Genomic DNA, 26,732 nt, shown 5'->3' with positions numbered 1-26,732 from the left:
GTACGCTTCACTGTTTCCAACCAGTGAAGCGTGCCGGCGTCTTTATCGGCTATGCCCGGCCGCGATAATTCATCGGCACGACCGACGGTGCCGAAAGCTGTTCCACTTCGAGCGTCAGGCGATCGCGAAGCGGAGACCGGATGCAAACCGGGTCCGTTGCGCTCGCGTCGCCGGCAAGCGCCATCGCCTGGCAGCGGCAGCCGCCGAAATCCACCTTCTTGCGCTCGCAGCTCCGACAGAGCTCCGGCATCCAGTCCTCGCCGCGATAGGCATTGAACGCATTGCTCTCGTACCAGATGCTGGAAAGCGAGTTTTCGCGCACGTTCTCGAAAGAGAGGCTCGGAATGGTTTCGGCGGCATGGCATGGAAGCACCCGCCCGGACGGCGTGACGTTCAAGCCGACGCGGCCCCAGCCGCCCATGCAGGCCTTCGGATACTTCGAATAATAATCGGCGGGCACATAGTCGATCACCAATATGCCCTGATATTTCTCGCGTGCTTCGGCAACCGTTCGCGTAGCGCGTTCGACCTGCTCGCGGGTCGGCATGAGAACCTCTTTGTTGCGCTCGGCCCAACCGTGAAACTGCACGGTGGCGACTTCGATGCGGCGCGCCTTCAGCCGGATAGCCAGCTCGATCATCTCATCGATCTCGCCCATGTTCTGCCTGTGGCAGACGGCGTTCAGCGTCAACGGTATAGCGGCATCGGCCGCCCAGCCTGCAACCGCCATTTTCCGTTCATAGCCGCCTTTGTACCCGCCGATCCGATCGGCGCTTTCGGGAGAAACGCCCTGGATGGAAAGTTGGATGTGGTCGAGTCCGGCATCGGCGAGGCTGTTCATCCTCGCCTCCGTCAGTCCCACACCGGAGGTGATCAGGTTGGTGTAAAGGCCGAGCGAACTCGCCGCCTGCGTCAATTCGACGAGGTCACGGCGCGCGGCAGGCTCCCCGCCGGACAGGTGCAGATGCAGGACGCCGAGATCGGCGGCTTGCGCGAAGACGCCCGTCCATTCCTCTGTCGACAGTTCTTCCTTGGCTTGCGTCAGGGCGATCGGATTGGAGCAATAGGGGCAGGCGAGCGGACAGCGATGCGTCAGTTCCGCCAGCATGGCCATCGGCGGAAGAATGCGCGGCAAGGTGCGGGCAGTTTCGGCTGGCCGGGCGATAGTGTCGCTCATTGGACGATCTCCAGCATGCGCCGGACGGAGAGCTCCTGGACGAAAGTCCTGACATCCTCGGCGATCTCTTCGACGGGGGCGTCGAACTTCTCGGCAAAGTCGGCGGCGATCCGGTCGAGGTTCCGTTCGCCATCGAGAGCCTGAACGATGGCGACGGCGATGTCGTCCACGGCCATGGCGCGCTCCGGAGCCAGAAGCACGGTCTGGCCGCGGACCGGATCCTCATGCAGCCGGACCCCTCGTGCCAGCTTGACGACGCTCGATCCTGAAATCACGGGCGCGTCGGCCGTCATTCCGCCGCCTCCCGCGCTCTCGGCTCGCGGATCACCCCCTCCCGGCCGTCCCAGGCCCCCGGCGGAATGCGCCCCGGCGTGACATAGGCCGAATAAAGTGCATCGAGCTGGGCCCAGAGAGCATCCGTCTTGAAGGTGAGAGCCTGAGCGGCCGCGTCCTGCTTTTCCCGCGTGTCGGCATGGTCGAGGACATAGGCGAGGCCGAACTCGACATCCCGGGGCGCCTCCGCCAGCCTCTGGCGGAAGTAGGCGAGCGCCGCGTCATCGGCGAAGGCGTAATGCTCCAGCAGCCCGGCAATGCGCTCCGAGTGGATCTTCGGCGCAAAAAGCTCCGTCAGCGAGGAGGCCACCGCCTCGAGCAGCGGCTTCTCACGCACAAAGGAAACATAAGCGTCCACGGCAAACCGGGTCGACGGCAGTACGCCCCTTGCGGAGCCGACATAGGCTGGATCGAGTCCCACGGCCTCGGCGAGACGCAGCCAGCGCCGGATGCCGCCGCCCTCCTCGACGCCGCCGTCGTGATCTTCGATGCGGGAGCGCCAGGCCCGGCGCATATCCGGGTCGTCGCAACGCGACAGAAAGGCCGCATCCTTCATGGGGATGCGGCTCTGGTAATAATAGCGGTTGATCACCCAGGCGCGGACCTGCGTCGTCGTGCAACCGCCTCCATGGAGCATCGCATGAAACGGGTGCTTATCATGGTAGCGCTCCTTGCCGATCTCCAGCAGGCGGGCATGGAAAGCTTGTCTGTCAGTTGCCGTCGTCACAGCCGGACCTCCATGCCGTCATAGCCGATCTCGAAACCGCGGGCCTCGACGCGCTCGCGCTCGCTGCCGGCCCGCCAGATCGGGTTGGTGTTGTTGATATGGACATAGATCTTTCTGCGGATGTTCAAGAGATCGAGCGCGTCGAGGCTGCCGCCTTCCCCGTCGATCGGCATGTGGCCCATGCGACGGCCTGTCTTGCGGCCGGTCCCGGTCAGGATCATCTCGTCATCGGAAAAGAGCGTGCCGTCGAAGAAGACAGCATCGGCATCGCGCAGGCGCGCGGCGAGGCTATCCGTCACCACCGCGCAGCCCGGAACATAATAGACCCGCCTGCCGGCGGCCTCCAGTTCGACTCCGACCGTGTGCTCGCCCTCGATGCCCAGCTCGGGCTCGCCGTCCTCAAGAAAGAGCGGCACCTTGCCCGGAACGGCGAAGAGCCGCGCTACGAGGCCCGACAGCGGAGAGAACGCCTCATCGATTTCGATGGTCTTTCTTGACACCAGTTCCGGATCGAGGACCTGGAAGACCGGATTGTCGGAGACGATCCGGCCGACTGCGCCGGTCGAAAATAGGGTGAATGCCTGCTTCTCCCGCAAAACGAGAAGCCCTGCCAGATGGTCGATGTCGCCATTCGTCAGCACCACACTCTCGATGGGGCTGTGACGCAGCCGGCGTGGCTGAAGCGGGCAATTGTCTTGAACCTGCTGGCGGATGTCCGGGGAGGCGTTGAAGACGGTCCAGCTCTCGCCGTCGAGGCTCACCGCAAGCGACGACTGGGTTTGCGGTCTGAGGCCGGAGGCCGGATCGCGCGCCATCGCGCAGTTGCGACAGCCGCAATTCCATTGCGGGAGACCGCCGCCGGCGGCGGCCCCCAAGACGATGATGCGAAGATCGGACGTTTTGTTCACCGGGATACCTGATGCCTTACCGATCCTCGTCAAGCTGGCCTTCAGAAGAGGATCGGTTCATCCCCGTCCGCAGGAGCATAGCGGGTGATTTCCATAGCGCAGCTGACTTCGATGAATTTCGGTTTATGCCAGGCCATACTTCCTCCATTCGCCCGTGGGGTCGTTGTGCTCGCTCCCGTTCCGGCAGGCGCCCTTGCGGTCGGGGCGGGCATGAAACCAGGCAGGACCTGTAGCAGTCCTGCCCGGGTCAAGGCGCCGGAGCGGCAGTTCGCTGCTCCGGCAGAGCCCGGCGGCGCCGTGGCCGGGCTTTAGGCATCGTAAAATCTCCTCTTGGGCGCATGGTAGCAAGCGATGTGGTGCCCCACAATTACGACCTAGGTGTCGGTCGACGCCGCTTTCCGCCCACATGAAGCTCGCATCTAGCCAAATGCGTTGGCCGGATAAGGCTTACTGACCACAGGCAGATAGCGCGCGCCGGATGCCAGCACGAACCGCTCGAAAGCCTGCATGGCCGGGGTGGCGACACGGTCCAGGCGCGACACGGTGAACCACTGCCGGCGGATCGGCGTGTCGATCACATCGAGGATCATGAGCCTGCCGAGCTTTACCTCCTGTTCTATCGTATGCGCCGAGATGAAGGCGATACCGAGACCGGCAATGACGGCCTGCTTGATTGTCTCGTTCGAAGCGATCTCTGTGCCGAGCTCCTCGAGCTCGTGCGGTGTGTCGCTCAGGAAGATTTCGAGCGATATCCGGGTTCCCGATCCTTTTTCGCGCACCAGGAACTGTTCCTGCGCGATCCGCTCCCGTGAAATCTCCAGCACCCCTGCGAGCGGGTGACCGGCCGGGGCGATGAAGACCAGAGGATGATCGCCGAACACCTGCGCCCTCACCTCGAAATCGCGCGGCGGCCGCCCCATCAGAGCGATGTCGATCTCGTGGTCCCGCAGCTTGGCGATGATTTCGGCACGGTTGCCGATGAAGAGATTTATCTCCACGGCGGGGACCTGATCGCGAAAGGCAGCAATCAGCTGCGGCGCGAAATATTTGCCGGTCGACACGACCCCGAGGCGCAACCGCCCGGTTCTGAGTCCCTTGATGGCGTCGATCGAATCCTCGAGGGCGATGAGGCTGTCCTCGATCGCCCGCGCAGCCTCGAGAAAGGCGAGGCCGTAAGCCGTGGGCACCATGCCGCCGCGCGTGCGGTCGAAGAGCGCAATGCCGGCGTCCCTTTCCAGATGCTGGATCTGCAGGGTGAGCGCCGGTCCAGTCAGTCCCAATGCTTCGGCGGCAAGGTTGATCTTCCCCAACCGGCAAACGGCTTCGACGGTGCGGAGCTGGCGAAAGGTCACATTGCGCATGCACCAAAGTAAGGAAATTTAACTTATGAAGTCAAATGAATAAATTTTACAAACTCCCCTTTTGCGCCATCCTTCCCTCGACAGCGTGTGGAGGAGACATCATGTCAGGCGCGACTCTCGAAGCTTACCTCGCTTCATGCACGGCCCGCGGCGACGATCTTTCACGGGACGTCGCCGCCGTGATCCAGAGGCTGGCGAAGGCCGCCCTCGACATCCGCAAGCTCGTCAACCAGGGAGCGCTCGGTACCGCTTTCAACGGCACCCACGGCGGCAGCAACACGGATGGCGATCTGCAGAAGGATCTCGACATCCTGTGCGACGACCAATTCCTGACGTGTCTGCAAGGCGCCCCCGTCGCATGCTACGCCTCGGAAGAACTGGAAAATCCGGTTCTGCTCGACCCGTCGGCGCACCTCGCAGTTGCCATCGACCCGCTCGACGGCTCTTCGAACATCGATAACAACGTTTCCATCGGCACGATCTTCTCGGTGCTTCCCGCCGCCAAGGGGCCGGACGTGGACCCCTCCCAGTCCTTCCTGCAACCTGGAAACCGGCAACTGGCGGCGGGCTTCTTTATCTACGGACCGCAGACCGCTCTGGTCCTGTCGCTCGGCAAGGGGACGGAGATCTTCATCTTCTCCAGCAGGCTCGGATGTTTCGTCGAGGCCTACAAGTCGGCCATCATCCCGGAGCGCGCGCACGAATTCGCCATCAACATGTCGAACTACCGGCACTGGGAAGAAGCGATCCGGCTCTATGTCGACGACTGCCTGGCAGGCTCCGAGGGCCCGCGCGAGCGGGATTTCAACATGCGCTGGATCGCCTCGCTCGTCGCGGAAACCTATCGCATCCTCATCCGCGGCGGGATCTTTCTCTATCCCGCCGACGGCCGGAAGGGATATAGCCAGGGCCGGCTGCGGCTCGTCTACGAGGCCAACCCGATCGCCTTCATCATCGAGAATGCCGGCGGCGCGGCCACCACGTCCATCGACCGCATTCTCGATCTCGTTCCGGAAAATCTGCACCAGCGCGTGCCTCTGGTTTTCGGTTCGCGCCGCGAGGTGGCGCGCATCACCCGCTATCACGTCGACCCGAACATGATTGGCGAACGCGCTCCGCTCTTCGGCAAGCGCGGTCTGTTCCGGGCCTGAGGAGAAAAATATGTCGGCCAAATTCCCCATCATCTCCATCACGGGTTCGTCCGGCGCCGGAACCACGACCGTCAAGGACACCTTCGAGAAGATATTCAAGCGCGAGAACATTTCGGCGTCCTTCATCGAAGGCGATGCCTTTCATCGCTTCGACCGGGAAACCATGCGCAGCAAGATAGCGGAGGAGAAAGCCCGAGGCGTCGACTTCACGCATTTCTCCGCCGAGGCGAACGAACTGGAAATCCTTGAAAGCGTCTTCGCCGAATATGGCCGGCGCGGGGTCGGCCGCACCCGTCACTACGTGCACGACGAGGCCGAGGCCGCGAAGTTCGGTTCGGACCCCGGCACGTTCACCGACTGGGAAGAATTCCGCGACAGCGATCTCCTCTTCTACGAGGGGCTGCATGGCTGCGCCGTCACCGACACGGTCAATCTCGCCCAGCATTGCGACCTGAAGATCGGCGTCGTGCCCGTGATCAATCTCGAATGGATCCAGAAGATCCATCGCGACAAGGCGACCCGCGGCTACTCCACCGAGGCCGTGACCGACACCATCCTGCGGCGCATGCCCGACTACGTGAACTATATCTGCCCGCAATTCTCCCTGACGGACATCAATTTCCAGCGCGTACCGATCGTCGACACATCCAATCCCTTTATCGCCCGCTGGATACCGACGCCGGCCGAATCCATCCTGGTCATCCGCTTCGCCAAGCCGCAAAGCATCGATTTCCCCTACCTGCTGTCGATGCTGCACAACAGCTACATGTCGCGCGCCAATTCCATCGTGGTGCCGGGCGATAAGCTCGATCTCGCCATGCAGCTGATCTTCACCCCGCTCATCCACAAGCTGCTCGAGCGCAAGCACCGCATGTCGTGAGGAGGACATCATGAATGTTTCGCAGCAGATCGGACCGCGCGCCGCCGCCTCGGAGCGCAGCATGGCCGATGCCATCCGGTTTCTTTCCATGGATGCCGTCGAGAAGGCCAATTCCGGTCACCCCGGCATGCCGATGGGCATGGCCGACGCGGTGACGGTCCTCTTCAACCGCTTCATCAGGATCGATCCGTCACACCCCAACTGGCCGGACCGCGACCGTTTCGTGCTTTCGGCCGGCCATGGCTCGATGCTGCTCTATTCGCTCCATCACCTCATCGGCTTCGCCGATATGCCGATGGCCGAGCTTTCATCCTTTCGAAAGCTCGGCTCGAAAACGGCCGGCCACCCCGAATATGGCCATGCCCTCGGTATCGAGACCACCACCGGCCCGCTGGGCCAGGGGATCTCGACCGCTGTCGGCATGGCGATCGCCGAACAGATGATGGCCGCCCGCTTCGGCAGTGCGCTCTGCAACCACTTCACTTACGTGGTCGCGGGGGACGGCTGCCTGCAGGAGGGTATCAGCCACGAGGCGATCGACCTTGCCGGACATTTGAAATTGCGCAAGCTCGTCGTGCTGTGGGACGACAACCGGATATCGATCGACGGCTCGACCGATCTCTCCACCTCGATGAACCAGCTTGCGCGTTTCCGCGCCGCCGGCTGGGATGCGCAAGCAGTCGACGGCCACGACCCCGACGCGGTGGCAAAAGCCATCGAACGGGCGCGCCGGACCCGAAAGCCGTCGCTGATCGCCTGCCGCACCCGCATCGGCAAGGGTGCCGCCAGCATGGAGGGCTCGCACAAGACCCACGGCGCGGCGCTCGGCGAAAAGGAGATCGCTGCCACACGCGAAAAACTCGGCTGGCCGCATCCGCCCTTCTTCGTTCCGCCCGAGATCAAGGCCGCCTGGGAAAAGGTGGCGACGCGGGGCCGCACGGCCCGCGAGGCGTGGGAAATCCGCCTTGACGCTTCGCGCGCGAAAAAGCGCTACGAGCAGACCGCAGAGCGGCAGCTCGACGGCGAGGTCGGCGATCTGCTTGCAAGATTCCGGGCCGCGCATCGCACAAGGGCTACGAAGGTCGCCACGCGTCAGGCCTCGCAGATGGCTCTGGAGGTCATCAACGGCGCCACCGCTTTGACCATCGGCGGCTCGGCCGACCTGACCGGCTCGAACCTGACGCTGACCTCGCAGACCCAGCCCATCTCGCCGGGTAATTTCAAGGGCCGCTACCTGCATTACGGCATCCGCGAGCACGGCATGGCGGCCGCCATGAACGGCATCGCGCTCCATGGTGGCTTCATCCCCTATGGGGGCACTTTCCTGGTCTTTTCCGACTATGCCCGCGGTGCGATGCGCCTTTCGGCCCTGATGGGCCTGCCGGTCATCTATGTGCTGACCCATGATTCCATCGGGCTCGGCGAAGACGGCCCGACGCACCAGCCGGTCGAGCATCTGGCCATGCTGCGCGCCACGCCCAACCTCAACGTCTGCCGGCCGGCCGACATCATCGAGACGGCGGAATGCTGGGAGATCGCGCTTGGCGAGAAGAACACGCCGAGCGTCCTCGCCCTTTCACGGCAGGCCCTGCCGATGCTGCGCCGGACGGACGGGAACGAGAACCTGTCGGCGCTCGGGGCCTATGTCCTTAGGGAGGCGCGCGGCGACCGGGACATCACGCTTCTCGCCACGGGATCCGAAGTCGAGATCGCCGTCGCCGCAGCGGAGCGCCTGCAGGCCGAAGAAGGCATAGCAGCGGCGGTGGTCTCCATGCCGTGCTGGGAGAAGTTCGAGGCTCAGGACGCGGCCTACCATAGGCAGGTCCTCGGAGATGGACCGCGCATCGCCATCGAGGCGGCGGGCCGCCTCGGCTGGGACCGTTGGATGGGCCCCGACAGTGCTTTCGTCGGGATGACAGGCTTCGGTGCCTCGGCACCGGCCGGAGACCTCTACCGCCATTTCGGCATTACCGCCGACCATGTCGTCGCAGAAGCCCTGGAGCTTCTCCGCCGGGCATGCCCGGAAACGCCGCCCATAGGTGCCCGGACCGGCAAACCGGTCGCCCACATCGTCAGATCATCCGAGGAGGCATGACAATGGCCCGCATCACGCTTCGCCAATTGCTCGATCACGCCGCCGAACGCAGCTATGGCGTGCCGGCATTCAACATCAACAACATGGAACAGGGGCTTGCGATCATGGAGGCGGCGCGAGCCTCAGATGCTCCCGTGATCCTCCAGGTCTCGCGTGGCGCCCGCTCCTACGCAAACGACGTCATGCTCGCCAAGATGATGGAAGCTCTGGAAGAGATGTATCCGGACATTCCGCTCTGCATCCACCAGGATCACGGCAACAATGTCGCGACCTGCCTCACGGCGATCCAGCACGGATTCACCTCGGTCATGATGGACGGCTCGCTGAAGGAGGATGCCAAGACCCCTGCCGACTACGACTATAACGTCTCGATCACGGCAGAGGTAAGCCGCCTCGCGCACATGGTCGGCGCCTCGGTCGAAGGCGAGCTCGGCTGCCTCGGATCGCTCGAGACCGGCCATGGCGAGGCTGAGGACGGCCACGGCTTCGAAGGCGCGCTCGACCGTTCGCAACTGCTTACCGATCCGGACGAAGCCGCCCGCTTCGTCGCCGAGACCGGCGTCGATGCACTGGCCGTCGCCATCGGCACCTCGCACGGGGCATACAAGTTTACCCGCAAGCCGACCGGCGAAGTCCTCGCCATGGACGTGATCGAGAAGATCCATGAGCGGCTGCCGGACACCCATATCGTTATGCACGGCTCCTCCTCCGTGCCGCAGGAATGGCAGGACGTTTTCAACGCCCATGGCGGCCAGATGCGCGAGACCTACGGCGTCCCCGTCGAGGAGATCGTACGTGGCATCCGCTTCGGCGTGCGCAAGGTCAATATCGACACCGACCTGCGCCTTGCCGCGGCCGCTGCCTTTCGCCGCGTCGCCGACACGAGCCGCAGCGAATTCGACCCGCGCAAATTCCTGAAACCTGCCATGGACGCCATGTCCGCGGTCTGCAAGGCCCGCTTCGAGGCCTTCGGCACCGCCGGGAACGCATCCCGCATCAAGGTCGTGCCGATGTCGGAGATGGCCCGCCGCTACGCAAGCGGCTCCCTGAAACCCCAGTCTGCGCGGTCGGAAGCCGCCTGATCGCATCCATTCAGAGGAAAGGACCCCCTACTATGAACGCCGACGCAAAGACAGAGATCAAGGGCCGCGAACGTTACAAGGCCGGCGTGCTGAAATACGCCCAGATGGGCTATTGGAACGGAGATTACGAGCCGAAGGACACCGACCTGATCGCGCTCTTCCGGATCACGCCGCAGGACGGCGTCGATCCGATCGAAGCGGCCGCCGCCGTTGCCGGCGAAAGCTCGACGGCGACATGGACGGTCGTCTGGACCGATCGCCTGACGGCCTGCGATCAATACCGCGCCAAGGCCTACCGGGTCGATCCGGTGCCGGGAACGCCGGGGCAGTTTTTCTGCTATGTCGCCTACGACCTCATCCTCTTCGAGGAAGGGTCGATCGCGAACCTGACGGCATCGATCATCGGCAACGTCTTCTCGTTCAAGCCGCTGAAGGCGGCAAGGCTCGAGGATATGCGCCTGCCCGTCGCCTATGTGAAGACCTTCAGGGGCCCGCCGACCGGGATCGTCGTCGAGCGCGAACGGCTCGACAAGTTCGGCAAGCCGCTGCTGGGTGCCACGACCAAGCCGAAGCTCGGCCTGTCTGGCAAGAACTATGGCCGCGTCGTCTATGAGGGGCTGAAGGGCGGTCTCGACTTCATGAAGGACGACGAGAACATCAATTCGCAGCCCTTCATGCATTGGCGTGACCGCTACCTCTACTGCATGGAGGCCGTGAATCACGCTTCCGCCGTCACCGGCGAGGTGAAGGGCCACTATCTCAACATCACTGCCGGCACGATGGAGGAAATGTACCGGCGCGCCGAATTCGCCAAGGAACTCGGCTCGGTCATCGTCATGGTCGATCTCATCGTCGGATGGACTGCGATCCAGTCAATATCAGAATGGTGCCGGCAGAACGACATGATCCTGCACATGCACCGGGCCGGTCACGGCACCTATACGCGGCAGAAGAACCATGGCATCTCCTTCCGCGTGATCGCCAAATGGCTGCGGCTGGCCGGCGTCGACCACCTGCATGCGGGCACGGCCGTCGGCAAGCTCGAGGGCGACCCGCCAACGGTGCAGGGCTACTACAATGTCTGCCGCGAAATGAAGAACGAGGTCGACCTTCCGCGCGGTCTGTTCTTCGAGCAGGACTGGGCGGACCTCAAGAAGGTCATGCCCGTCGCCTCGGGCGGCATCCATGCCGGCCAGATGCACCAGCTTCTCGATCTTTTCGGCGACGATGTCGTACTGCAATTCGGCGGCGGCACGATCGGGCATCCGATGGGCATCCAGGCAGGGGCCACCGCCAATCGCGTCGCGCTGGAAGCCATGGTGCTTGCCCGCAACGAGGGCCGCGACATCGCCCACGAAGGTCCCGAGATCCTGCGGGCGGCGGCGAAGTGGTGCAAACCGCTGGAAGCGGCCCTCGATACCTGGGGCAATATCAGCTTCAACTACACCCCGACCGATACGTCGGATTTCGTGCCGAGCGTAACCGCGGCCTGACAGACCTGAACCTGACGGACAAGAAGAGAAGGAGAGACGACATGCGTATCACCCAGGGATGCTTCTCGTTCCTGCCGGACCTGACCGACGAGCAGATCACGGCGCAGGTGGAATATTGCCTTGGAAAGGGTTGGGCTATCGGCGTCGAATATACCGACGACCCGCATCCGCGAAACACCTATTGGGAAATGTGGGGCAACCCGATGTTCGACCTCAAGGACGCCAAAGGCGTGATGATGGAGGTGGAGGATTGCCGCAAGGCCCATCCGCAGGACTATATCCGCCTCAACGCCTTCGATTCCAGCCGCGGGCTGGAGACGGTGACGATGTCGTTCATCGTCAACCGTCCCGAAAACGAGCCGAGCCTCAGGATGGCCCGGACGGAGAGCAACGGCCGCAGCCAGCACTATATGTGGGAAACGCAGCGATAGGAGGAGCGACAATGCTGATGCCGGATGCTCCATCGAACACCGAAAGCCTGCCGACCTCGGTCGACCTCGCTGAGGAATACCAAGCCTCCGGCGTCGCCGAAATCCTCGACGAACTGGACCTGGAACTCGTGGGCCTAAAACCCGTGAAGCAGCGTATCCGCGAGACGGCGGCACTGCTTCTCGTCGAGCGGGCCCGCCGTGCAATGGGCCTCAGCCATGAGCCGCCATCGCTGCATATGAGCTTCACCGGCAACCCCGGCACCGGCAAGACGACGGTGGCGCTACGCATGGCCAACCTGCTGCACAGGCTCGGCTATATCCGCAAGGGCCATCTGGTCTCGGTGACGCGCGACGATCTGGTCGGGCAATATATCGGCCACACCGCACCCAAGACCAAGGAGATCCTGAAGAAGGCAATGGGGGGCGTGCTCTTCATCGACGAGGCCTATTACCTCTACCGTCCCGACAACGAACGCGATTACGGCCAGGAGGCAATCGAGATCCTGCTGCAGGTGATGGAGAACAATCGCGACGACCTGGTCGTGATTCTCGCCGGCTACGCCGACCGCATGGACCGGTTTTTCGAGAGCAATCCCGGCTTCCGATCGCGCATCGCCCACCACATAGACTTCCCCGACTATGATAACGGGGAGCTTCTGTCGATCGCCGAGAGCATGCTCAGCCGGCAGGGGTACCGCTTCGACAGCAAGGCGTCCGCGGTGATGAGCGACTACATCGCGCGCCGCCGGCGCCAGCCGCATTTCGCCAATGCGCGCTCCATCCGAAACGCGCTCGACCGGGCCCGGCTGCGGCAGGCGAACCGCCTCTTCGAGGAAAGCGCCGGACCGGTCGATGCCGAACAACTGTCGACCATCACGGCTCGGGACATTGCCGCGAGCCGCGTGTTCGCCACGGTCGAACCCAGTCATACGGAGACCTCGCCATGAATGAGAAGACCATCATAGCGCCTTCGGTTCTGTCGGCTGACTTCTCGCGGCTCGGCGAAGAGGTCGAGGCCGTGTGCCGGGCCGGTGCGGACTGGATCCATCTCGACGTGATGGACGGCCACTTCGTGCCCAACATCACCTTCGGCCCCCCGGTCATCAAGGCGCTGCGGGACCGCACGGACAAGGTGTTCGATTGCCATCTGATGATCGAACCACCCACGCCCTATCTCGGCGCTTTCGCCTGTGCAGGCTGCGACATCATCACCGTGCACGCCGAAGCGACCACGCATCTCGACCGCTCGCTGCAGGCCATCCGCGACGTCGGGTGCAAAGCGGGGGTATCGCTCAACCCCTCGACGCCGGAGAGCGTCATCGAATATGTGCTGGACCGGCTGGACCTCGTCCTCCTGATGACGGTCAATCCGGGCTTCGGCGGCCAGGATTTCATCCCGGCCGTGGTCGACAAGGTGCGGCGGGTGAAGTCGATGATCGGCGGCCGTCCGATCCACATAGAGATCGACGGCGGCGTGACGCCGGAGACCGCGCCGCTCGTTGCCGCGGCCGGGGCCGATGTGCTGGTTGCCGGCTCGGCGGTCTTCAAGGGCGGCAGCGAGGAGCACTACGCCAGGAACATCGCGGCTATCCGCGGCGCCTCCGATGGCGCCATCAGGAAGGCAGCGTGAGCCATGGCCGCTACACCACCCCTTTGTGATTTCGGTTGGCCCGCCATCGACGCCAGACTTCCGGGCGTCGATGCCTTCACCCACTCCATATTCGGCCAGGCCGGGCCGAAAGGGCTGGTCGTTGCCTTTATCTGCAATCACTGCCCCTATGTGAAAGCGGTCATCGCCCGGATCGTCCGGGACGCGATCGACCTCAGGGCTCATGGAATCGGCTTCGTTGCTGTTAACTCCAACGACGCTGGCAATTACCGGCAGGACTCGTTCGAAAACATGAAGCGCTTCGCTTCGCAAAATGCCCTGCCCTTTCCTTATCTCCACGACGAAGACCAATCCGTCGCCAGGGCCTACCGCGCCGTCTGCACGCCCGATTTCTTCGGCTTCAACAAGGACATGAAGCTGCAATACCGCGGACGGCTGGACGCCTCGCGCAAGGAGATCGGTCCTGCCGATCTCAGACGCGATCTCTACGAGGCCATGGTCATGGTCGCGCTGTTCGGCAAGGGACCGGCCGAGCAGCAGCCTTCCATAGGCTGTACCATCAAATGGAAGGTTTCGGCTTTTCAGGTTTGATGGACGTTCACCATCGATGCACGACGGCCGAGTAGGCTTCTTGATACTTCCGGCCCTCGTCTTCACTGACCGCACGGGTCTATGAACCCTATCGAGGGACTGCATCGGTCCCTCCTTCCACCTCATCCCTGTGCTTGTCACAGGGATCCAGCGGCGCCGCGTCTGCGCCGCGGGAAAGTCTTTTCAGCCCAACGACTTGGCCTGGCTGGATTCCTGTGACAAGCACAGGAATGAGGATCGAATGCTACGTCGGCAGACGTGGTGCCACAGGCTAAGGCCTGTTGCGAAAAGCGCGCGATTTCCGTCCTCAGTGCTCAGATGCGAACGCAGAAACGCCTCAGCCCCCGCCCGTCGAAATGCCTCTCCAATAAGAGGCGACGGGCGGGGTCCGAGGGAGGAGACGGTCGGCTGGTGGAGCGGTGTCCCCAATGTGCAACGGGTCAGGCCGGCAGGGCGCCGGTCTGTTTGGCGATATGCGTGGCGATCGCGTCCATCAGCGGCGGAGACAGACAATCATAGGGCTGCAGGCCGAGCTCGGTCAGCCTTGCGCGTATCTCCGGCATGCTGTCCGGGTTCACTCCGCTTTCGATGATCGAAGAAACGAAGGCTGCGAATTCGGGCGGCGACCAGCCCGTTTCGTCGCTGAGTTCGGTATGGACGAAATCGAGGCCGTAGAAGGGATGCTTGGTGTTTTCAATCCGGCCATACATGTGCGTGCCGCAATCGCGGCAGGCGTAACGCTGGATCGTCGCGCTCGGATCGACGACCTGCAGTTTTTCCGCACCTGAGGTGACGTTCACGTTGTCGCGGCCGACCACGGCGATCTGCGCGAAGATGGCACCCTCGGGTTTCCAGCACTTGGTGCAGCCGCAGGCATGGTTGTGCGCCGTCTGGGATCCGATCCGCACGGTCACCGGATTTGAGGCGCATTTGCATTTCAGCGTACCGCCGGCAAAGCCCGGACTGGCAGGCGGGAAGCCGTTGTCGATGGACGGATGTAGCTTGAGCATTGGTTCCTCCTCGGCTTTGAACGTCCTTCGTTCACAAGCAGGATCAGTGCAAATCCGGCTCGCGGCAATATAGCGGAAAGTGTCGGTTTTCGGCGGCGAACATCCGAACAAGGGCAGGGCTCAGCCTTTCGACCGGAGCATGGCGCGGGCCGGATTATAGCCCCAGAGGGCAGCGAGCATGAACAGGACGAAGCACGCGCCGACCCAGGCGAGAGCCGTCAGGTTGAGTTCGCCGTAAAGCGCGAAACGTATCAGTTCCACCGCGTAGGTAAACGGATTGAGAGCGCAGATGTCGCGCAGCAGCGGCGAACTCTCGGCCATCTTCCACAGCGGATAAAGTGCCGAGGAAAGGAAGAACATCGGAAAGATCACGAAGTTCATGACGCCGGCGAAGTTCTCAAGTTGCCGGACGGTCGAGGATATCAGCAGGCCGAAGGCCCCGAGCATCAATCCGCTGATGACCAGGGCGGGCAGCACCGCGACATAGCCGACGGGCGGCACGGTGATGCCGGTCAGCGCAGCAATGGCCAGGAACACTGCCACCTGCAGGATGGAGACGATCACACCGGCGAGAAGCTTCGAGAACAGCAGCCACCAGCGCGGCAGGGGCGAGGTCAGCAGGAGACGCATGGATCCCATCTCCTGGTCATAGACCAGCGCCAGCGATGATTGCATGCCGTTGAAGAGCTGGATCATGCCGCAGAGCCCCGGAAGGATGTAGACTTCATATGTAATATAGGTCTGGTAGGGCGGGATGATCGACACGCCGAGCGCCGCGCGGAAGCCAGCGGCAAAGACGATCAGCCAGACGAGCGGGCGCACGAGTGCCGCCAGAAACCGCCCGCGCTGGCGGACGAAGCGCAGATTTTCGCGGGTGACGATTGCGGAAAGCGCGACCAGCCATGCCTTCATGCCGGAACCTCCCGGCCCTCGGCCGTCATCGACAGGAACGCCTTGGCGAGCCCCTGGCCGCCCGCGAGTTCCGCGGCGGTGCCGTCGCTCAGCACCTTGCCGCGATGCAGAACGACGACCTGGTCCTCCGGCCGGATCTCGTCGACCAGATGCGTCGCCCAGAGGACCGCAAGCCCGCTCTCGGCAAGCAGATGCACATGGTCGGTGATCGCCTGCCGGGAGGCGGCGTCCAGTCCGACCGTCGGCTCGTCGAGCAGCAATATCTGCGGCTTGTGGATCAAGGCCCGCGCGATCTCCATGCGCCGCCGGTGACCGCCGTTGAGCGCACGCACCTGCTCGTCGGCCCGCTCGGCCATGCCGAGCTGCGTCAGCGCCGCCTCGATCGCCACAGCGGCCTGCCGCCCCGACAAGCCATGAAGCCCGGCGAAATAGCGCAGGTTGCGGCGCACCGACATGTCAAGATCGAGGGTAGGCTGCTGGAACACCACCCCGATGCGCGCGAGCGCCGCACGCGGCTCGCGCGCAATGTCGAAGCCGGCCACGCCGATCGTGCCGGCCCTTGTCGCGAGCAGCCGCGTCAGAAGAGCGAAGAGCGTCGATTTGCCGGCGCCGTTCGGCCCGAGCAGCGCGCAGAACCGGCCGGTCCTGACGGAGAAGCTGACATCGTCCAGCGCCCGGGACTTTCCGTAGCTGTAGCTGACATGGCTGATCTCGAGCCCGATCATGATGCCCTTCCCGGCGCCGCCGCAAACTCTTCTAAAATCGTCGCCGGTTTCCCGGCAAGGCGGAGGCAGCGCCGGGCGAGCCGCCGCGCCTCGGCCTCCGAATGGGTCACGAGAATGACGGCAGGGGCCGTTTCCGCGATCAGCGCCTCGGTCAGGGCCAGCATGTCCTCGGCCATCGCAGGATCGAGCGACACATAGGGCTCGTCCAGGACGAGAAGCTCCGGCCGGCCGGCAAAGGCCCGCGCCAGCGCCAGCCGCCGCTGCTGGCCGAGCGACAGCTGGCCGGGAAAGAGTCCGGCCCTGTCGGCAATGCCGGTCCGCTCCAGCGCTGAGAGTGCAGCTTGCGCCCCGAGTTGCGGATGCACCAATGTCAGGTTCTCGATGACGCTTCTCCACGGCAGAAGGACAGGCTCCTGGAAAACCATGGCAATGTTTTCCGGCCGGGTGATCTCGCCCTCGAAAGCGGTGTCGATGCCGGCGACGAGACGAAGCAGCGTCGACTTGCCGACGCCCGACGGACCGAGAATGGCGACCGTCTCGCCGATCTCCATCTCGAAGCGGATGTCGCGCAGGACCTCCTCTTTGCCGAATGCCTTTCGTCTGACATCGATCCTGATCACGCCGTCCTCCAGCGCCGCACCCGGCGTTCGGCCGGCTGCAGGAAGAAAGCCTCCACCAGCAGCATCACGCCGATGAAGGAAAGCGCATAGACAAGCACCATGGCGACGTTGAAAAGCTGGAAATAGAAATGGATCTGGAATCCGATCCCGCTGGAGCGGCCGAGAAACTCGACCACCAGCACGATCTTCCATATCACCGCGATGCCGGACCGGGCTGCAGCGGCAATGAAGGGCGCAAGCTGCGGCATGATCACGTGTCGCAGCCGCGCCAGCGGACGCATGCGGTAAACCGCCGCCATGGAGTCGAGGTCCGGGTCGAGCGCCCTCGCGCCCTCGCGCAGAAGCGTTGCGACATTCGGGATCTTGTTGAGCACCACCGCGGTAATGGCGGCCGTCTCGTTGAGGCCGATCCAGATGTAGCACAACACGATGAGCACGAGTGCCGGCAGGTTCAGAAACACGACGAGCCATGGGTCGAGCCATCGATCGACCGCGGCAACGCGTCCCATCAGAAAGCCGATCGCCACGCCGATCACCATAGCCGGCACGAATGCGCAGATCACGCGCCAGAGCGTCATGCCCAGGTGATAGGGCAAGGCGCCGGAACTGACCGCTTGCACGAAGGGTTCCCAGAGCGCCCAGGGCTGGGGCAGGACCGACGCGTCGTCCGTGAAGGCGGCGGCCGCTATCCACAAGAGCAACAGCAGCCCCAGCGACAATGCGCGCACCAAGGCAGGATGTTGCAGCGTCTTATTCAAGGTGCAGGAACAATCCACTGGGCAGGCTTGTCGCCTTGCCGACGAGCTCTTCTCCACCAAGTTCCGCCATCAGCCGCAGAAACCGGTCGGCGGCCGCCTCGTCGATCGGCTTGCCGCTCGGAATGCCGGCGCGATAGCCGTCGCGCAGGGCAATGAATTCAGCATCGTCGGCCGCATTCATCTTGTCCCGCAACTCCTCCCACACCTCGTCGTTCTCGCGCAGCAGATCCTTGGCCGCGCGCGAGGCCTTGTAAAGCCCCTTCACGATTTCCGGATGGGTCGCGGCATATTCGCCCTTCAACACGTAACCGAGGAGCGGCGTATCGGGATCGAGCTTGAGCGCCGCCGCAGCATCCGAGACGGAGACCAGTTCATGCATGCCCTTGGCCCTCATCTTCGCGAGGAAGTGCCAGAAATTGATCGTACCCGCCGTCTCGCCCGAAAGCGCCGACTTGAAGATCAAAGGCGGAGCGCCGAACACCTGCTCGGTTTCGGCTGCAAGGTCCATGTCATGCTGCTGCCTGGCATAGGCGCGCAGGATCAGCCAACTCTTGTCGAGCGGACCTCCGGCAATGCCGATCTTCTTGCCGGCAAGATCCGGCAGCGCCTTGATGCCGCTGTCGTCCTTGACCATCAGGCCGCCGACTGCCCGCGAATAGGGGATGAAAACATAGTCCTTGCCGGAGGCACGCTGGTTGGCCACCCAGATCCAGTCGGCCACCATCGTGTCGGCCTCGCCGCCCTCGAAGGCGACGCGCGTCGCGCCGTTGTCCGCATAGTCCTGGACCGTCAGCTCAAAACCGTTCTTGCGGTCGAATTCATGAGTCTTGATGGTAGATATTTCCCAGTTGACGGTTCCCGATGCCAGCATTACCGCCCGCAATTGCGGCAGCTCCTCGGCTGCGGCCGCTGCCGGTCCGAATGCGAACAGGCAAGCGGCCACGATCAGTCTCAAAGTCTTCATTTCTTCCTCCCCGGAACCGCCGCCCTCGGGCTCCCTGTCCCGCGGACTTCTCGGGCGACCGTTTCACTGTATGGAAATCGATACTTTCTGGCTGTCGCCGGAGGTTTCCGGAATCTTCACCTCGTAGCTGCCCGGCTTGACGGCGATGAAGGACACGGTTGCCGTCCCGGCCTCGTCGAATTCCAGACTGTCGATCGCCATTGGGCGAACTTCTATGCCGTTGACAACGATCTCGTTCATCCAGATCGCACGAAAGAACGGCGCACCGGTAATCGCCAGCTCCGCCGATCCGTCCGCCGTGATCTGCATTTCGTAGTATGCGCCGGACTGAAGCGTAATGGCACCCTTGCCGAGCGGCTTTCCGGACGCGAGCGTGATCTCGATCGGCTCGCCGCGGTTGCATTTGGCAAGCAGGCCGGCAAAGCCGAGGTCGCTGCAAAGCGGCGCGGCAACGGCCGGGCTCGCCAGAGAGAGCGCGGCGAGCGCCGCAAGAACCGATTTATGCACGATGAACTCCTCCCCGTTGATATTTGCAAATTGCACCGTTCAATCCGGCGCGACCACGACCCCCCAGGGCTGCTCGCCCACCTGAACCGAGCGGATCACCTTTTCCGCCTCCACGTCGATGATGCTGACATCATTGGAATTGCCGTTGGTGGTGATCAGGAATTCCTCGCCCGGCGTGAATGCCATCTGCCAGACCCGCTGTCCGACAAGGAGGTAATCGAGCACCTCGTCGGTCCTCCCGTCGATCACTGCGACGCGGTTTGCGGGTCCAAGCGCCACGAAGATGCGCGAGCCGTCCTTGGTGGCCTTGACGCCGACCGGCTGCAGCCATTCCGGCAGAACGCCCGGCACTTCGAAAGTGATCTTCTTGGTGATTTTCGGCTCGGCCGCCGACACGTCGATCACCGAAACCGTGCCGCCGATCTCGGCGCTGACGTAGAGCTTCTTGCCGTCTGCCGTGAATTCCGCATAGCGCGGCCGCTGGTCCACCAGCACGTTGTGCACGATCTTGTAGGTCGAGGCGTCGATGAAATGCGCCATATTGGTGGTTTCGGACGTATTGATGATCGTCTTGGCATCCGGGCTGACCGCGACGCCTTCCGGCTCGACCCCGACGGGCACCTCGGCCAGTACCTGGCGCGTCTTGACGTCCACGACGGTCACGAGATTGTCGTCCTCATTGGCGATGTAGAGCGGATTGCCCGAAGGATCGAGGGCGAAAAGCTCCGGATCCGGGCCTGACGGCAACGTGTGCAGTTCCTTATAGGTCTCGGGATCGAAAACCCGAACAGTGTCGTCATCCGACGCGCAGACGTAGAGTTCCTTGCCGTCCGGACTGATGGTGATGCCGCGCGGCCTGTTTCCGGCCGGAAACGTGGCGATCACTTCCCAGCTTTCACTGTCGAGCACGGTTATGTTGTTGCCGCGCTCGTTGCTCACGAAGACCTTGTTGGCCTCGGCCGAACCGGCAGACAGCAGAACGGCAGACACAATCGCCAGTGCGGGTCTGAGCATCTTATCCTCCAAATGCGTGACAGGCTGTCTCGGGCGCATCGATACCCAGCGTGTCGAGCGGCGAATGCTGGTGCAGGTAGCCGTCCTGTGGCGATACGGAAACGGTCACCCGGCCCTCGGTCAAAAGGACCGGCTGCCGCAACTGCCCGTTCCAGGTGCGGAAGGTCAATTTCTGGCCCTTGAACGCAGCCAGTTCGAAATCCTTGGAAAGGGCGTAGGCCCGCACGGTCCCGGGATCGGCCTTGCCGGACCGCGTCACCGCCTCCCCGATCACCCGCATCGCAAGCCATGCCTGGTAATCTTCCTCGCGCATGTAGCGGCCGGTGAGTTTTTCGAAGCGCCGCTGGAACTGGGTCGCACCCCAGGCCTCGTGAGCAGGATGCCAGGAGACCGGACGCAGGCCCGCAGAGCCGGCAACCGGCCTCGGGTCCCAGCTGTGATAGGGCAGATAGGGCGCGAAAACGCCCGCCTCGTCGGCCGCAACGATCACGTCGTATTCCTCGGCCTCCTGGGTGAAGACGGGAATCTGCTTTTGCACCATGACATGACCGGTATCCGTGCGCCGGCTGCCGCCGGTGTCGACGAACTCCCGCTCCTCGACGATCTCAGCACCGAACTTGGCGGCCGATTTGCGATAGCTGTCGGCAAGCAGCTTGTCTTCGGGATGAGAGCCATGGATCAGCAGGATACGCGGCCATTTCTTCCACATAAGAAACTGAACGATGCTGTCGCTGAGCATCGAACGGCTCGGCGAGACGTGCAGCACATTGGCCCGGCAGTCGGCATCGCGCAGCCCGTCGTCGCGAGCGCCTGCATTGAAAAGCAGAACTTCCGGTCCGGCCTTGTCGGAGATGGCCTTCAGTATGTCGCCTTCGGCGATCACCGCGATGAACCCGATGCCTTCCGCCTTCAGCCCATCGAGCGCCGCCACTGCCTCTTCCGGCGCAACCGCCTGCGTTTTCAAGGTGTAGTCCATGCCGGTGAAAGCGCCGGTGGTCCGGTTGTCCTCGTTGCCCAGCATGGCGCCGGCAAAGCCCAGATCGGCGGGCGGCGCATCGAGCCGCGAGATCGGCGGACCGACGACACGATCGATTCGCAGCACAGCCGTCTTCACCTCCGCCGCCTGCAAGGGAGACGTGAGCAGCACCGTCGCCCAGAAAACGGCAAGCAAAAGCTTTAGGTTAGGCATTGCCGGAACGACCTCCCAATCCTCCTGACACTCCCTCGGAATGGAGACTAACAGCGCAATATGGGTCGCAAAACCGATACTTAAGGAGCGTAGTTTAGCGACATGCGTGTGCTAGGCTGAATTTCATGCGGCACGTCCTAACAGTCCTTGTCTCCATCGTTGTCCTGGCACTGTTGCCGGCGCTCGCTCGTGCCGCGCTGGACAAGCCGCTGGCGCCGGGCGCCAAGGTAGCATTCCTCGGCATGACCTTCATCGATCTGTCGACGGAGGGCGCCTATAACGGAGTGCGCGCCGACGAGACCGCGCGGCTCGAGCTCATGGAAAGCGCCGCGCGCGACCGCTTCGTTCAGGAAGGCTTCGTCATTCTCACGAACGAGCCAGTGGCAGCCGAACTCGCCAGCACGGTCAATCCTGCCGACTGCAACGGCTGCGACCTGAGCATGGGCGAGCGGCTTGGCGCCGACTACGTGCTGGTCGGCGAAGTGCGGAAGATCTCCAACCTTATCCTATCGGTGGAGCTCGTGCTGCGCGACGTGGATTCCGGCGAGATGCTCCGCGGCCTTGCCGTCGACATCCGCTCGAATACCGACGACAGCTGGCTGCGTGGCATCCGCTACATCCTGAAAAACCACTTCTTCAAATCCTGAAGGATGCCCGATCAAGACCTTTGAGGTTCGGGATTACCCGCCGCGGCTTGTTTGATCTCCTCATCCCTGTGCTCGTCACAGGGATCCAGCCAGACCAAGTCCTTGGGCTGAAAGAACTCTTCCCGCGCCACGGAAGCGGAGAGATTGCAGTCCTCCGATACGTTACCTCATTTCACCGGCCGCCGGGCTCCGGATCGATGCGCTCCGTGGGGTAGCCGGCGGCCGTCCAGCCATCGGTGCCCTGCGGATACCAGAAGACACGTGTGTAGCCATATTCCAGGGCGCGCTTTCCGGCATTCCAGGACATCCAGCAGCCGTCGAGGCAAAAGAACAGCACCGGCTGGTCCTTGTCGCCACCGGTCGCCTTTTCCAGGCCCGCGCGAAAGTAGGCGTGCATGGCGTCGGCCAGCTGGCCATAGCCGACATTCGGCAGCCATAGGGCAGATGGAATGGACAGGCGCGGCTTTTCGTTCCAGACCGTCCCCTCCGGGAGATTGGTCGGCTTCGGCGGCCGCGGCAGGACGTCGATGAAAGCGACCTGACCGGTCTTCCACAATGCATGGGCAGCTTCGGTCGACACGACCGTCGCACCGGAAAGCGTCGCCGGCACCTCGGCGCGGTACTCGCTCTCGCGGTAGCCGGCAGGCTCCTCGGCGGCCGCCGCCGGGAAGGCGGCAAGCAGGAGCAGGACCAGCGAATGGAGCCGCAGGCGGGTCATTGCTGCGCCTCGAGCGGGCCGGTTCCCATGTCGTTCAGGAGCGGCACGCCGGCATCGGCGAGGATCGCGTTGATCTCGGACTGATTTCGACGAATGAGAGAATTGAGCTTGCGCTCCCAGACCTTCTCGCCTTGCCGCACGCCCATCGTGATGCGGTAGAAGAGCTTTGGCGGCGTGGTCTCCGACAGAAGAGGGGTCGCCTTCAGCTTCGGGTGGCTTGCCTTGACGAGCGGACCGCCGATCGGCCCCCAGAGGATGGCTGCGTCGAGGGCGCCGGATTCCAGGTCGGCGAGCATGTCGTCGGCCGGATCCTCGTAGCGCCGGTCGACCATCAAATGATAGCCTTTGGCCTTGGGCAGCAGTCCGTTTCTCGCCATATGCGTCGCCGGCGGCGTTCCCGCGACGATGCCGATCCGCTTGTCCTTGAGAAGAGGGTCGGCAAGCGTCGTGACACCGCCCAGGGGACCTTCCGAGGCAACGATCAGCACATAGGACGATGTATAGTAATGGTTGGTGTTCAGGACCAGCTCATCGCCCTGGGCAAAACCGATGACCACGTCGCAGGCATTAGCCTGCAGGGTCTTGCGCACGAAGCCCGTCGCCATCGGAAACCAGGTGTACTCCACCGGCAAACCGAGCTTGGATGCCATCAGTTCGGCGATCCTGTTCTCGTAGCCCTTACCCGAACGATCCGACATCGGCAGATTGGCCGGATCGGCACAGACTCGAAACGCCGTCTTCGAAACAAGATCCGATGTCTGGGCCGCCGCCTGCTGAGAGCCGGCGGCCGCCATGAGAGCGCCGGCGGCTACCAGGAGGCTACTCGTGACCGAGACAAGCCGTTTCAGCTTCCTTGATCGCATCGGATTTCGCTTCCTTCTTGGCCGGACGTCCCCGCGGCAGCGCATCGGCTCCGCGCGCTTTCAGATAGACGTAGATGTCGTCGAGATAACACATCACGTTGACGTTCTCGCCGAAGGCAGGCATCACCGAGTTCTCGGCCGCGTTCACCTTCTTGCGCCCGTTCGTGACGACATCGACGAAATCGTAGTAGTCCATGTTGATCGCGGAGGTCTTCAAGGCCGGCGCATAGCTCGACCCCTCGCCCTCCGGGCCATGACAGACGTGACATTCCGAGTGGTAGCGGCGAAAGCCCGAATAGGTGAGCCAGTCGACCGCGCCGTCCTCGGCGATCTTGAAAGTGGGAACGTCGTCGGCGGTGTAGTAGCGCCCGTTTTCGTCGCGCACAGCGGTGATGTTGTCCTTTGGCGCATCTTCTGCGCCTGCGGCGCTCGCCATAAACGTCAAAAAGGCGAGGATCATCGGTACTGCTGGTCTTGATCTGGTCATCTTGCGTCCTTTTGGGGGCTGGTATGAGTTGGCGCGGGCTTTATGAGCCCGCGCCAACTCCCGGGCGAAGTTTTGCCCCTTACTCCGGCAGCTTGAACACGGTGAGCGTGCCGCCGAGTGCGGTGTAGTTGCTGAGGGCCGAGTAGCCGCCGACGGCTCCCAGACCTTCAGTCGGGTTGGTCAGGCCCGCTGCCAGACCGATACCGGCCCAGCCGCCGACACCGGAGAGCACGGCCACGTACTGCTTGCCTTCACGGGCATAGGTCATCACGTTGCCGATCACCCCGGAAGGCGTCTTGAAGCGATAGAGCTCCTTGCCGGTTGCCGCGTCGACCGCCTTCAGATAGCCCTCGAGCGTTCCGTAGAAGACCACATCGCCGGCTGTCGCCAGAGCGCCGGACCAGACCGAGAACGGCTCCGGCAGAGACCACTTGATCTTGCCTTCCTTGTTGTCCCAGGCAATGAAATTGCCCATGCCGCCGTGGCTGTCCTTCGGCGGGTACATCGAAAGCGTGGCCCCGACATAGGGCTGGCCGGCGGTGTAGCTTACCCGGAACGGCTCGTAGTCCATGCAGACGTGGTTGGTGGGCACATAGAACAGCTCGGTCTTCGGCGAATAGGCCGCAGGCTGCTGGTCCTTGGTGCCGAGTGCCGCCGGGCAGACGCCGGTGGTGTTGGTGTCTTCGCCGTTTTGCTCGGTCGAATACTGTGCCACGACCTGAGGCCGACCGTATTTGTCAGACTTCGGATCCATGACCACTTCAGTTGCCCAGTTGACCGTGGGGTCGTATTTCTCGGCCACGAGCAGCTCGCCAGTGACGCGGTCCATCGTATAGCCGAAGCCGTTCCGGTCGAAGTGGGTTAGCAGCTTGCGGTCCTTACCGTCGATCTGCTGTTCGGTCAGGATCATCTCGTTGACCCCGTCATAGTCCCATTCGTCATGGGGCGTCATCTGATAGAGCCATTTGGCCATGCCGGTATCGACATCACGCGCGAAGATGGTCATCGACCACCGATTGTCGCCCGGCCGCTGGGTCGGGTTCCAGGTCGAAGGGTTGCCGGTTCCGTAATATACCAGATTTTCTTCCGGATCGTAGGAGTACCAGCCCCAGGTCGTGCCGCCGCCGATCTTCCACTGATCTCCTTCCCAGGTGGTGAGGCCGGAGTCCTTGCCGACCGGCTTGCCCAGATGGGTGGTCTTTTCAGGATCGATCAGCGTATCGCTGTCCGGCCCCATGGAGTAACCACGCCACAGGACCTTCCCGTCTGCCATCGAATAGGCCGTCACGTGACCGCGGACGCCGAACTCGCCGCCGGAAATGCCGACGAGAATTTTGTCCTTCACCGGCATGACGGTGGCGGTATTCGTCTCGCCCTTGGTAGCATCGCCGTTTTTGACGCTCCAGATGACCTTGCCGGTCTTGGCGTCCAGCGCCACGACCGTCGTATCGGCCTGATGCAGGAAGATCTTGTTATCCGCATAGGCCACGCCGCGATTGACGGTGTCGCAACACATCACCGGGATCACGTTCGGATCCTGTTTCGGCTCGTATTTCCAGACGATCTGGCCATCCTTGCTGAGATCCAGCGCGTAGACCGTGTTCGGGAACGGCGTATGGACGTACATCAAGTCGCCGATGACGAGCGGCGAACCTTCGTGACCACGCAGAACGCCGGTCGAGAAGGTCCAGGCAACCTGAAGTTTGCCTACGTTGTCCTTGTTGATCTGGTCGAGCTTGGAGTAGCGCAGGTTGGCATAGTCGCCGGTCTGGATGGCCCATTGATTGGGGTCATCGATGAGCTTTTGCAAATCATCGTTGGCGAAAGCGACCTGTGCACCGCCGCCTATCGACATAATGGCAAGCATTGTAAGAAGTCGTTTCATTTCATCCTCCTCTTGGGTGCTGCCGATAGGGCCGTTGAACCCGCTCGCTCCGGGAAAACCTCGCGGTCTCCTCATCTCCCGGTATCGGCTTGCGACTCTGCCCCTGCCGCTGGAGAAAGCTCCGTCTGCTGCAGGGGTACCTTGCTTCTGTCCTTGTTTTCGCCTCCTCCTCTTCGGTCAGGGAAAGGTTGCCAGATAAGCGATTATATCGGCGCGCTCCTGATCCTTGCGCAGACCCGCAAAGGTCATCTTGGTGCCGGGTAGGAAGCCCTTCGGACTCGTCAGAAACTCAGCGATCTTCTCCGGCGTCCAGGTAAGCCCTGCCTCGGCCGCCTTGCTCATCGCCGGCGAGTAGGCGTAGCCTTCGGCTTTGCCGGCCGACCGGCCGATTATCCCGTTCAGCAAGGGTCCGGTCTTCGATTTGGCATCCGGACCGACGGCGTGACAGGCCTGACACTTGCGGAAGACTTTCTCGCCTGCACCGGGATCTCCGACCGATGGATCCAGAGCAAGAGCCGGCGCAGCAGCGCCAAGAGTTCCACCGAACAGGACGAAAGCGGTCAGCAGGGCACCAAGTCTAAAAGCCATTCTTTCC

The 26,732-nt window shown here is 62.9% G+C and carries 30 protein-coding genes; 10 read left to right on the top strand and 20 right to left on the bottom strand.

Annotation, left to right across the window (positions count from 1 at the left end; all coding sequences use genetic code 11):
• Positions 1 to 49: 49 nt before the first annotated feature.
• The 6 genes from pqqE to PZL22_RS04855 all read right to left on the bottom strand — a co-directional run bounded on the left by pqqE (position 50) and on the right by PZL22_RS04855 (position 4,506).
• Complete coding sequence (pqqE, locus tag PZL22_RS04880; protein WP_284718205.1) at positions 50 to 1,177, bottom strand: pyrroloquinoline quinone biosynthesis protein PqqE; 1,128 nt, start codon at positions 1,175 to 1,177, stop codon at positions 50 to 52.
• Positions 1,174 to 1,470, bottom strand: a complete 297-nt coding sequence (gene pqqD, locus PZL22_RS04875) for a pyrroloquinoline quinone biosynthesis peptide chaperone PqqD (protein WP_003528708.1) — start codon at positions 1,468 to 1,470, stop codon at positions 1,174 to 1,176. The genes pqqE and pqqD overlap by 4 nt, the downstream gene beginning before the upstream one ends.
• Positions 1,467 to 2,237, bottom strand: coding sequence for a pyrroloquinoline-quinone synthase PqqC (pqqC, locus tag PZL22_RS04870; RefSeq protein WP_284718204.1), 771 nt, complete (start codon positions 2,235 to 2,237; stop codon positions 1,467 to 1,469). The genes pqqD and pqqC overlap by 4 nt, the downstream gene beginning before the upstream one ends.
• The gene (gene pqqB / locus PZL22_RS04865) at positions 2,234 to 3,145 is read right to left on the bottom strand and encodes a pyrroloquinoline quinone biosynthesis protein PqqB (protein ID WP_284718203.1); all 912 of its coding nucleotides are present in this window, start codon (positions 3,143 to 3,145) and stop codon (positions 2,234 to 2,236) included. The genes pqqC and pqqB overlap by 4 nt, the downstream gene beginning before the upstream one ends.
• Before the next feature lie 41 nt (positions 3,146 to 3,186).
• The gene (gene pqqA / locus PZL22_RS04860) at positions 3,187 to 3,282 is read right to left on the bottom strand and encodes a pyrroloquinoline quinone precursor peptide PqqA (RefSeq protein ID WP_003528714.1); all 96 of its coding nucleotides are present in this window, start codon (positions 3,280 to 3,282) and stop codon (positions 3,187 to 3,189) included.
• 282 nt (positions 3,283 to 3,564) lie between these two features.
• Positions 3,565 to 4,506: a LysR family transcriptional regulator gene (locus PZL22_RS04855; protein ID WP_284718202.1), complete on the bottom strand. Its 942-nt coding sequence runs from the start codon at positions 4,504 to 4,506 to the stop codon at positions 3,565 to 3,567.
• 101 nt (positions 4,507 to 4,607) lie between these two features.
• Here PZL22_RS04855 and PZL22_RS04850 point away from each other — a divergent pair, with 101 nt between their 5' ends.
• Genes PZL22_RS04850 through PZL22_RS04810 form a run of 9 tightly spaced genes read left to right on the top strand, consistent with a single transcriptional unit; the run spans position 4,608 to position 13,838 of the window.
• The gene (locus PZL22_RS04850; RefSeq protein WP_284718201.1) at positions 4,608 to 5,657 is read left to right on the top strand and encodes a class 1 fructose-bisphosphatase; all 1,050 of its coding nucleotides are present in this window, start codon (positions 4,608 to 4,610) and stop codon (positions 5,655 to 5,657) included.
• 10 nt (positions 5,658 to 5,667) lie between these two features.
• The gene (locus PZL22_RS04845; protein WP_003528721.1) at positions 5,668 to 6,537 is read left to right on the top strand and encodes a phosphoribulokinase; all 870 of its coding nucleotides are present in this window, start codon (positions 5,668 to 5,670) and stop codon (positions 6,535 to 6,537) included.
• Positions 6,538 to 6,547: 10 nt separating this feature from the next.
• Positions 6,548 to 8,632, top strand: coding sequence for a transketolase (gene tkt, locus PZL22_RS04840; protein ID WP_284718200.1), 2,085 nt, complete (start codon positions 6,548 to 6,550; stop codon positions 8,630 to 8,632).
• A gap of 2 nt (positions 8,633 to 8,634) precedes the next feature.
• Entirely contained in the window at positions 8,635 to 9,714 is a 1,080-nt protein-coding gene (gene fba / locus PZL22_RS04835; protein ID WP_127614357.1) for a class II fructose-bisphosphate aldolase, read from the top strand.
• Positions 9,715 to 9,746: 32 nt separating this feature from the next.
• Complete coding sequence (locus PZL22_RS04830) at positions 9,747 to 11,207, top strand: form I ribulose bisphosphate carboxylase large subunit (protein WP_003528724.1); 1,461 nt, start codon at positions 9,747 to 9,749, stop codon at positions 11,205 to 11,207.
• Positions 11,208 to 11,248: 41 nt separating this feature from the next.
• A complete protein-coding gene (locus tag PZL22_RS04825; protein WP_003528725.1) occupies positions 11,249 to 11,638 on the top strand; it encodes a ribulose bisphosphate carboxylase small subunit in 390 nt (129 codons plus the stop codon).
• Between the two features lie 11 nt (positions 11,639 to 11,649).
• Positions 11,650 to 12,585 (top strand): CbbX protein, encoded by a 936-nt coding sequence (gene cbbX, locus PZL22_RS04820; protein ID WP_003528726.1) that lies wholly within the window; start codon positions 11,650 to 11,652, stop codon positions 12,583 to 12,585.
• On the top strand, positions 12,582 to 13,268 hold the full coding sequence (gene rpe / locus PZL22_RS04815) for a ribulose-phosphate 3-epimerase (RefSeq protein ID WP_003528728.1): 687 nt from the start codon (positions 12,582 to 12,584) through the stop codon (positions 13,266 to 13,268). Before cbbX ends, rpe begins: the two co-directional genes overlap by 4 nt.
• A 3-nt stretch (positions 13,269 to 13,271) precedes the next feature.
• Entirely contained in the window at positions 13,272 to 13,838 is a 567-nt protein-coding gene (locus tag PZL22_RS04810; RefSeq protein WP_284718199.1) for a thioredoxin family protein, read from the top strand.
• Between the two features lie 440 nt (positions 13,839 to 14,278).
• Here the strand turns inward: PZL22_RS04810 and gfa are convergent, their stop codons facing one another.
• From gfa to PZL22_RS04765, 9 genes are all read right to left on the bottom strand, one after another.
• Positions 14,279 to 14,848 carry an S-(hydroxymethyl)glutathione synthase gene (gene gfa, locus PZL22_RS04805; protein WP_003528732.1) on the bottom strand — a complete coding sequence of 190 codons (570 nt, stop codon included), beginning with the start codon at positions 14,846 to 14,848 and terminating at the stop codon, positions 14,279 to 14,281.
• A gap of 120 nt (positions 14,849 to 14,968) precedes the next feature.
• Positions 14,969 to 15,760 carry a lanthanide ABC transporter permease protein PedC gene (locus PZL22_RS04800; RefSeq protein ID WP_003528734.1) on the bottom strand — a complete coding sequence of 264 codons (792 nt, stop codon included), beginning with the start codon at positions 15,758 to 15,760 and terminating at the stop codon, positions 14,969 to 14,971.
• Positions 15,757 to 16,485, bottom strand: coding sequence for a lanthanide ABC transporter ATP-binding protein PedB/LutE (locus tag PZL22_RS04795; protein ID WP_003528736.1), 729 nt, complete (start codon positions 16,483 to 16,485; stop codon positions 15,757 to 15,759). The genes PZL22_RS04800 and PZL22_RS04795 overlap by 4 nt, the downstream gene beginning before the upstream one ends.
• The gene (locus PZL22_RS04790) at positions 16,482 to 17,105 is read right to left on the bottom strand and encodes an ABC transporter ATP-binding protein (RefSeq protein WP_003528738.1); all 624 of its coding nucleotides are present in this window, start codon (positions 17,103 to 17,105) and stop codon (positions 16,482 to 16,484) included. The genes PZL22_RS04795 and PZL22_RS04790 overlap by 4 nt, the downstream gene beginning before the upstream one ends.
• Positions 17,102 to 17,863 carry an ABC transporter permease gene (locus PZL22_RS04785; RefSeq protein ID WP_033048607.1) on the bottom strand — a complete coding sequence of 254 codons (762 nt, stop codon included), beginning with the start codon at positions 17,861 to 17,863 and terminating at the stop codon, positions 17,102 to 17,104. Before PZL22_RS04785 ends, PZL22_RS04790 begins: the two co-directional genes overlap by 4 nt.
• A complete protein-coding gene (locus PZL22_RS04780; RefSeq protein WP_284718198.1) occupies positions 17,856 to 18,827 on the bottom strand; it encodes an ABC transporter substrate-binding protein in 972 nt (323 codons plus the stop codon). Before PZL22_RS04780 ends, PZL22_RS04785 begins: the two co-directional genes overlap by 8 nt.
• A gap of 63 nt (positions 18,828 to 18,890) precedes the next feature.
• The gene (locus PZL22_RS04775) at positions 18,891 to 19,334 is read right to left on the bottom strand and encodes a cupredoxin domain-containing protein (protein ID WP_033048611.1); all 444 of its coding nucleotides are present in this window, start codon (positions 19,332 to 19,334) and stop codon (positions 18,891 to 18,893) included.
• A gap of 39 nt (positions 19,335 to 19,373) precedes the next feature.
• Entirely contained in the window at positions 19,374 to 20,348 is a 975-nt protein-coding gene (locus tag PZL22_RS04770; protein WP_003528747.1) for a YVTN family beta-propeller repeat protein, read from the bottom strand.
• Position 20,349: 1 nt separating this feature from the next.
• Positions 20,350 to 21,537 (bottom strand): lanthanide ABC transporter ABC transporter substrate-binding protein PedA1, encoded by a 1,188-nt coding sequence (locus tag PZL22_RS04765; protein WP_284718197.1) that lies wholly within the window; start codon positions 21,535 to 21,537, stop codon positions 20,350 to 20,352.
• Between the two features lie 125 nt (positions 21,538 to 21,662).
• On the opposite strand from PZL22_RS04765, the gene PZL22_RS04760 reads away from it, so the two are divergent.
• Positions 21,663 to 22,184 (top strand): DUF3280 domain-containing protein, encoded by a 522-nt coding sequence (locus PZL22_RS04760; RefSeq protein ID WP_003528752.1) that lies wholly within the window; start codon positions 21,663 to 21,665, stop codon positions 22,182 to 22,184.
• Between the two features lie 172 nt (positions 22,185 to 22,356).
• On the opposite strand, the gene PZL22_RS04755 is transcribed toward PZL22_RS04760, so the two are convergent.
• The 5 genes from PZL22_RS04755 to PZL22_RS04735 all read right to left on the bottom strand — a co-directional run bounded on the left by PZL22_RS04755 (position 22,357) and on the right by PZL22_RS04735 (position 26,725).
• Positions 22,357 to 22,902, bottom strand: coding sequence for a PQQ-dependent catabolism-associated CXXCW motif protein (locus tag PZL22_RS04755; RefSeq protein ID WP_284718196.1), 546 nt, complete (start codon positions 22,900 to 22,902; stop codon positions 22,357 to 22,359).
• Positions 22,899 to 23,765 carry a substrate-binding domain-containing protein gene (locus tag PZL22_RS04750; protein ID WP_013850137.1) on the bottom strand — a complete coding sequence of 289 codons (867 nt, stop codon included), beginning with the start codon at positions 23,763 to 23,765 and terminating at the stop codon, positions 22,899 to 22,901. The genes PZL22_RS04755 and PZL22_RS04750 overlap by 4 nt, the downstream gene beginning before the upstream one ends.
• Positions 23,722 to 24,252: a c-type cytochrome, methanol metabolism-related gene (locus tag PZL22_RS04745; protein ID WP_033048608.1), complete on the bottom strand. Its 531-nt coding sequence runs from the start codon at positions 24,250 to 24,252 to the stop codon at positions 23,722 to 23,724. The genes PZL22_RS04750 and PZL22_RS04745 overlap by 44 nt, the downstream gene beginning before the upstream one ends.
• Positions 24,253 to 24,331: 79 nt before the next feature.
• Positions 24,332 to 26,137 carry a lanthanide-dependent methanol dehydrogenase XoxF5 gene (gene xoxF5, locus PZL22_RS04740; protein ID WP_127614367.1) on the bottom strand — a complete coding sequence of 602 codons (1,806 nt, stop codon included), beginning with the start codon at positions 26,135 to 26,137 and terminating at the stop codon, positions 24,332 to 24,334.
• Positions 26,138 to 26,314: 177 nt separating this feature from the next.
• Positions 26,315 to 26,725 carry a c-type cytochrome gene (locus tag PZL22_RS04735; protein WP_003528774.1) on the bottom strand — a complete coding sequence of 137 codons (411 nt, stop codon included), beginning with the start codon at positions 26,723 to 26,725 and terminating at the stop codon, positions 26,315 to 26,317.
• Between the last annotated feature and the right edge of the window lie 7 nt (positions 26,726 to 26,732).

Source organism: Ensifer meliloti (genome assembly GCF_030064585.1).
GTDB classification, from domain to species: domain Bacteria; phylum Pseudomonadota; class Alphaproteobacteria; order Rhizobiales; family Rhizobiaceae; genus Sinorhizobium; species Sinorhizobium meliloti.
This window is presented reverse-complemented; position numbering and strand designations above follow the sequence as displayed.

What these genes read in the sequence shown, in the direction of transcription:
- pqqE (WP_284718205.1), bottom strand. Translation starts at nt 1,177, where the DNA reads ATGAGCGACACTATCGCCCGGCCAGCCGAAACTGCCCGCACCTTGCCG.
- pqqD (WP_003528708.1), bottom strand. Translation starts at nt 1,470, where the DNA reads ATGACGGCCGACGCGCCCGTGATTTCAGGATCGAGCGTCGTCAAGCTG.
- pqqA (WP_003528714.1), bottom strand. Translation starts at nt 3,282, where the DNA reads ATGGCCTGGCATAAACCGAAATTCATCGAAGTCAGCTGCGCTATGGAA.
- PZL22_RS04855 (WP_284718202.1), bottom strand. Translation starts at nt 4,506, where the DNA reads ATGCGCAATGTGACCTTTCGCCAGCTCCGCACCGTCGAAGCCGTTTGC.
- PZL22_RS04850 (WP_284718201.1), top strand. Translation starts at nt 4,608, where the DNA reads ATGTCAGGCGCGACTCTCGAAGCTTACCTCGCTTCATGCACGGCCCGC.
- PZL22_RS04845 (WP_003528721.1), top strand. Translation starts at nt 5,668, where the DNA reads ATGTCGGCCAAATTCCCCATCATCTCCATCACGGGTTCGTCCGGCGCC.
- tkt (WP_284718200.1), top strand. Translation starts at nt 6,548, where the DNA reads ATGAATGTTTCGCAGCAGATCGGACCGCGCGCCGCCGCCTCGGAGCGC.
- fba (WP_127614357.1), top strand. Translation starts at nt 8,635, where the DNA reads ATGGCCCGCATCACGCTTCGCCAATTGCTCGATCACGCCGCCGAACGC.
- PZL22_RS04830 (WP_003528724.1), top strand. Translation starts at nt 9,747, where the DNA reads ATGAACGCCGACGCAAAGACAGAGATCAAGGGCCGCGAACGTTACAAG.
- PZL22_RS04825 (WP_003528725.1), top strand. Translation starts at nt 11,249, where the DNA reads ATGCGTATCACCCAGGGATGCTTCTCGTTCCTGCCGGACCTGACCGAC.
- cbbX (WP_003528726.1), top strand. Translation starts at nt 11,650, where the DNA reads ATGCTGATGCCGGATGCTCCATCGAACACCGAAAGCCTGCCGACCTCG.
- rpe (WP_003528728.1), top strand. Translation starts at nt 12,582, where the DNA reads ATGAATGAGAAGACCATCATAGCGCCTTCGGTTCTGTCGGCTGACTTC.
- PZL22_RS04810 (WP_284718199.1), top strand. Translation starts at nt 13,272, where the DNA reads ATGGCCGCTACACCACCCCTTTGTGATTTCGGTTGGCCCGCCATCGAC.
- gfa (WP_003528732.1), bottom strand. Translation starts at nt 14,848, where the DNA reads ATGCTCAAGCTACATCCGTCCATCGACAACGGCTTCCCGCCTGCCAGT.
- PZL22_RS04800 (WP_003528734.1), bottom strand. Translation starts at nt 15,760, where the DNA reads ATGAAGGCATGGCTGGTCGCGCTTTCCGCAATCGTCACCCGCGAAAAT.
- PZL22_RS04795 (WP_003528736.1), bottom strand. Translation starts at nt 16,485, where the DNA reads ATGATCGGGCTCGAGATCAGCCATGTCAGCTACAGCTACGGAAAGTCC.
- PZL22_RS04780 (WP_284718198.1), bottom strand. Translation starts at nt 18,827, where the DNA reads ATGAAGACTTTGAGACTGATCGTGGCCGCTTGCCTGTTCGCATTCGGA.
- PZL22_RS04770 (WP_003528747.1), bottom strand. Translation starts at nt 20,348, where the DNA reads ATGCTCAGACCCGCACTGGCGATTGTGTCTGCCGTTCTGCTGTCTGCC.
- PZL22_RS04765 (WP_284718197.1), bottom strand. Translation starts at nt 21,537, where the DNA reads ATGCCTAACCTAAAGCTTTTGCTTGCCGTTTTCTGGGCGACGGTGCTG.
- PZL22_RS04760 (WP_003528752.1), top strand. Translation starts at nt 21,663, where the DNA reads ATGCGGCACGTCCTAACAGTCCTTGTCTCCATCGTTGTCCTGGCACTG.
- PZL22_RS04755 (WP_284718196.1), bottom strand. Translation starts at nt 22,902, where the DNA reads ATGACCCGCCTGCGGCTCCATTCGCTGGTCCTGCTCCTGCTTGCCGCC.
- PZL22_RS04750 (WP_013850137.1), bottom strand. Translation starts at nt 23,765, where the DNA reads ATGCGATCAAGGAAGCTGAAACGGCTTGTCTCGGTCACGAGTAGCCTC.
- PZL22_RS04745 (WP_033048608.1), bottom strand. Translation starts at nt 24,252, where the DNA reads ATGACCAGATCAAGACCAGCAGTACCGATGATCCTCGCCTTTTTGACG.
- xoxF5 (WP_127614367.1), bottom strand. Translation starts at nt 26,137, where the DNA reads ATGAAACGACTTCTTACAATGCTTGCCATTATGTCGATAGGCGGCGGT.
- PZL22_RS04735 (WP_003528774.1), bottom strand. Translation starts at nt 26,725, where the DNA reads ATGGCTTTTAGACTTGGTGCCCTGCTGACCGCTTTCGTCCTGTTCGGT.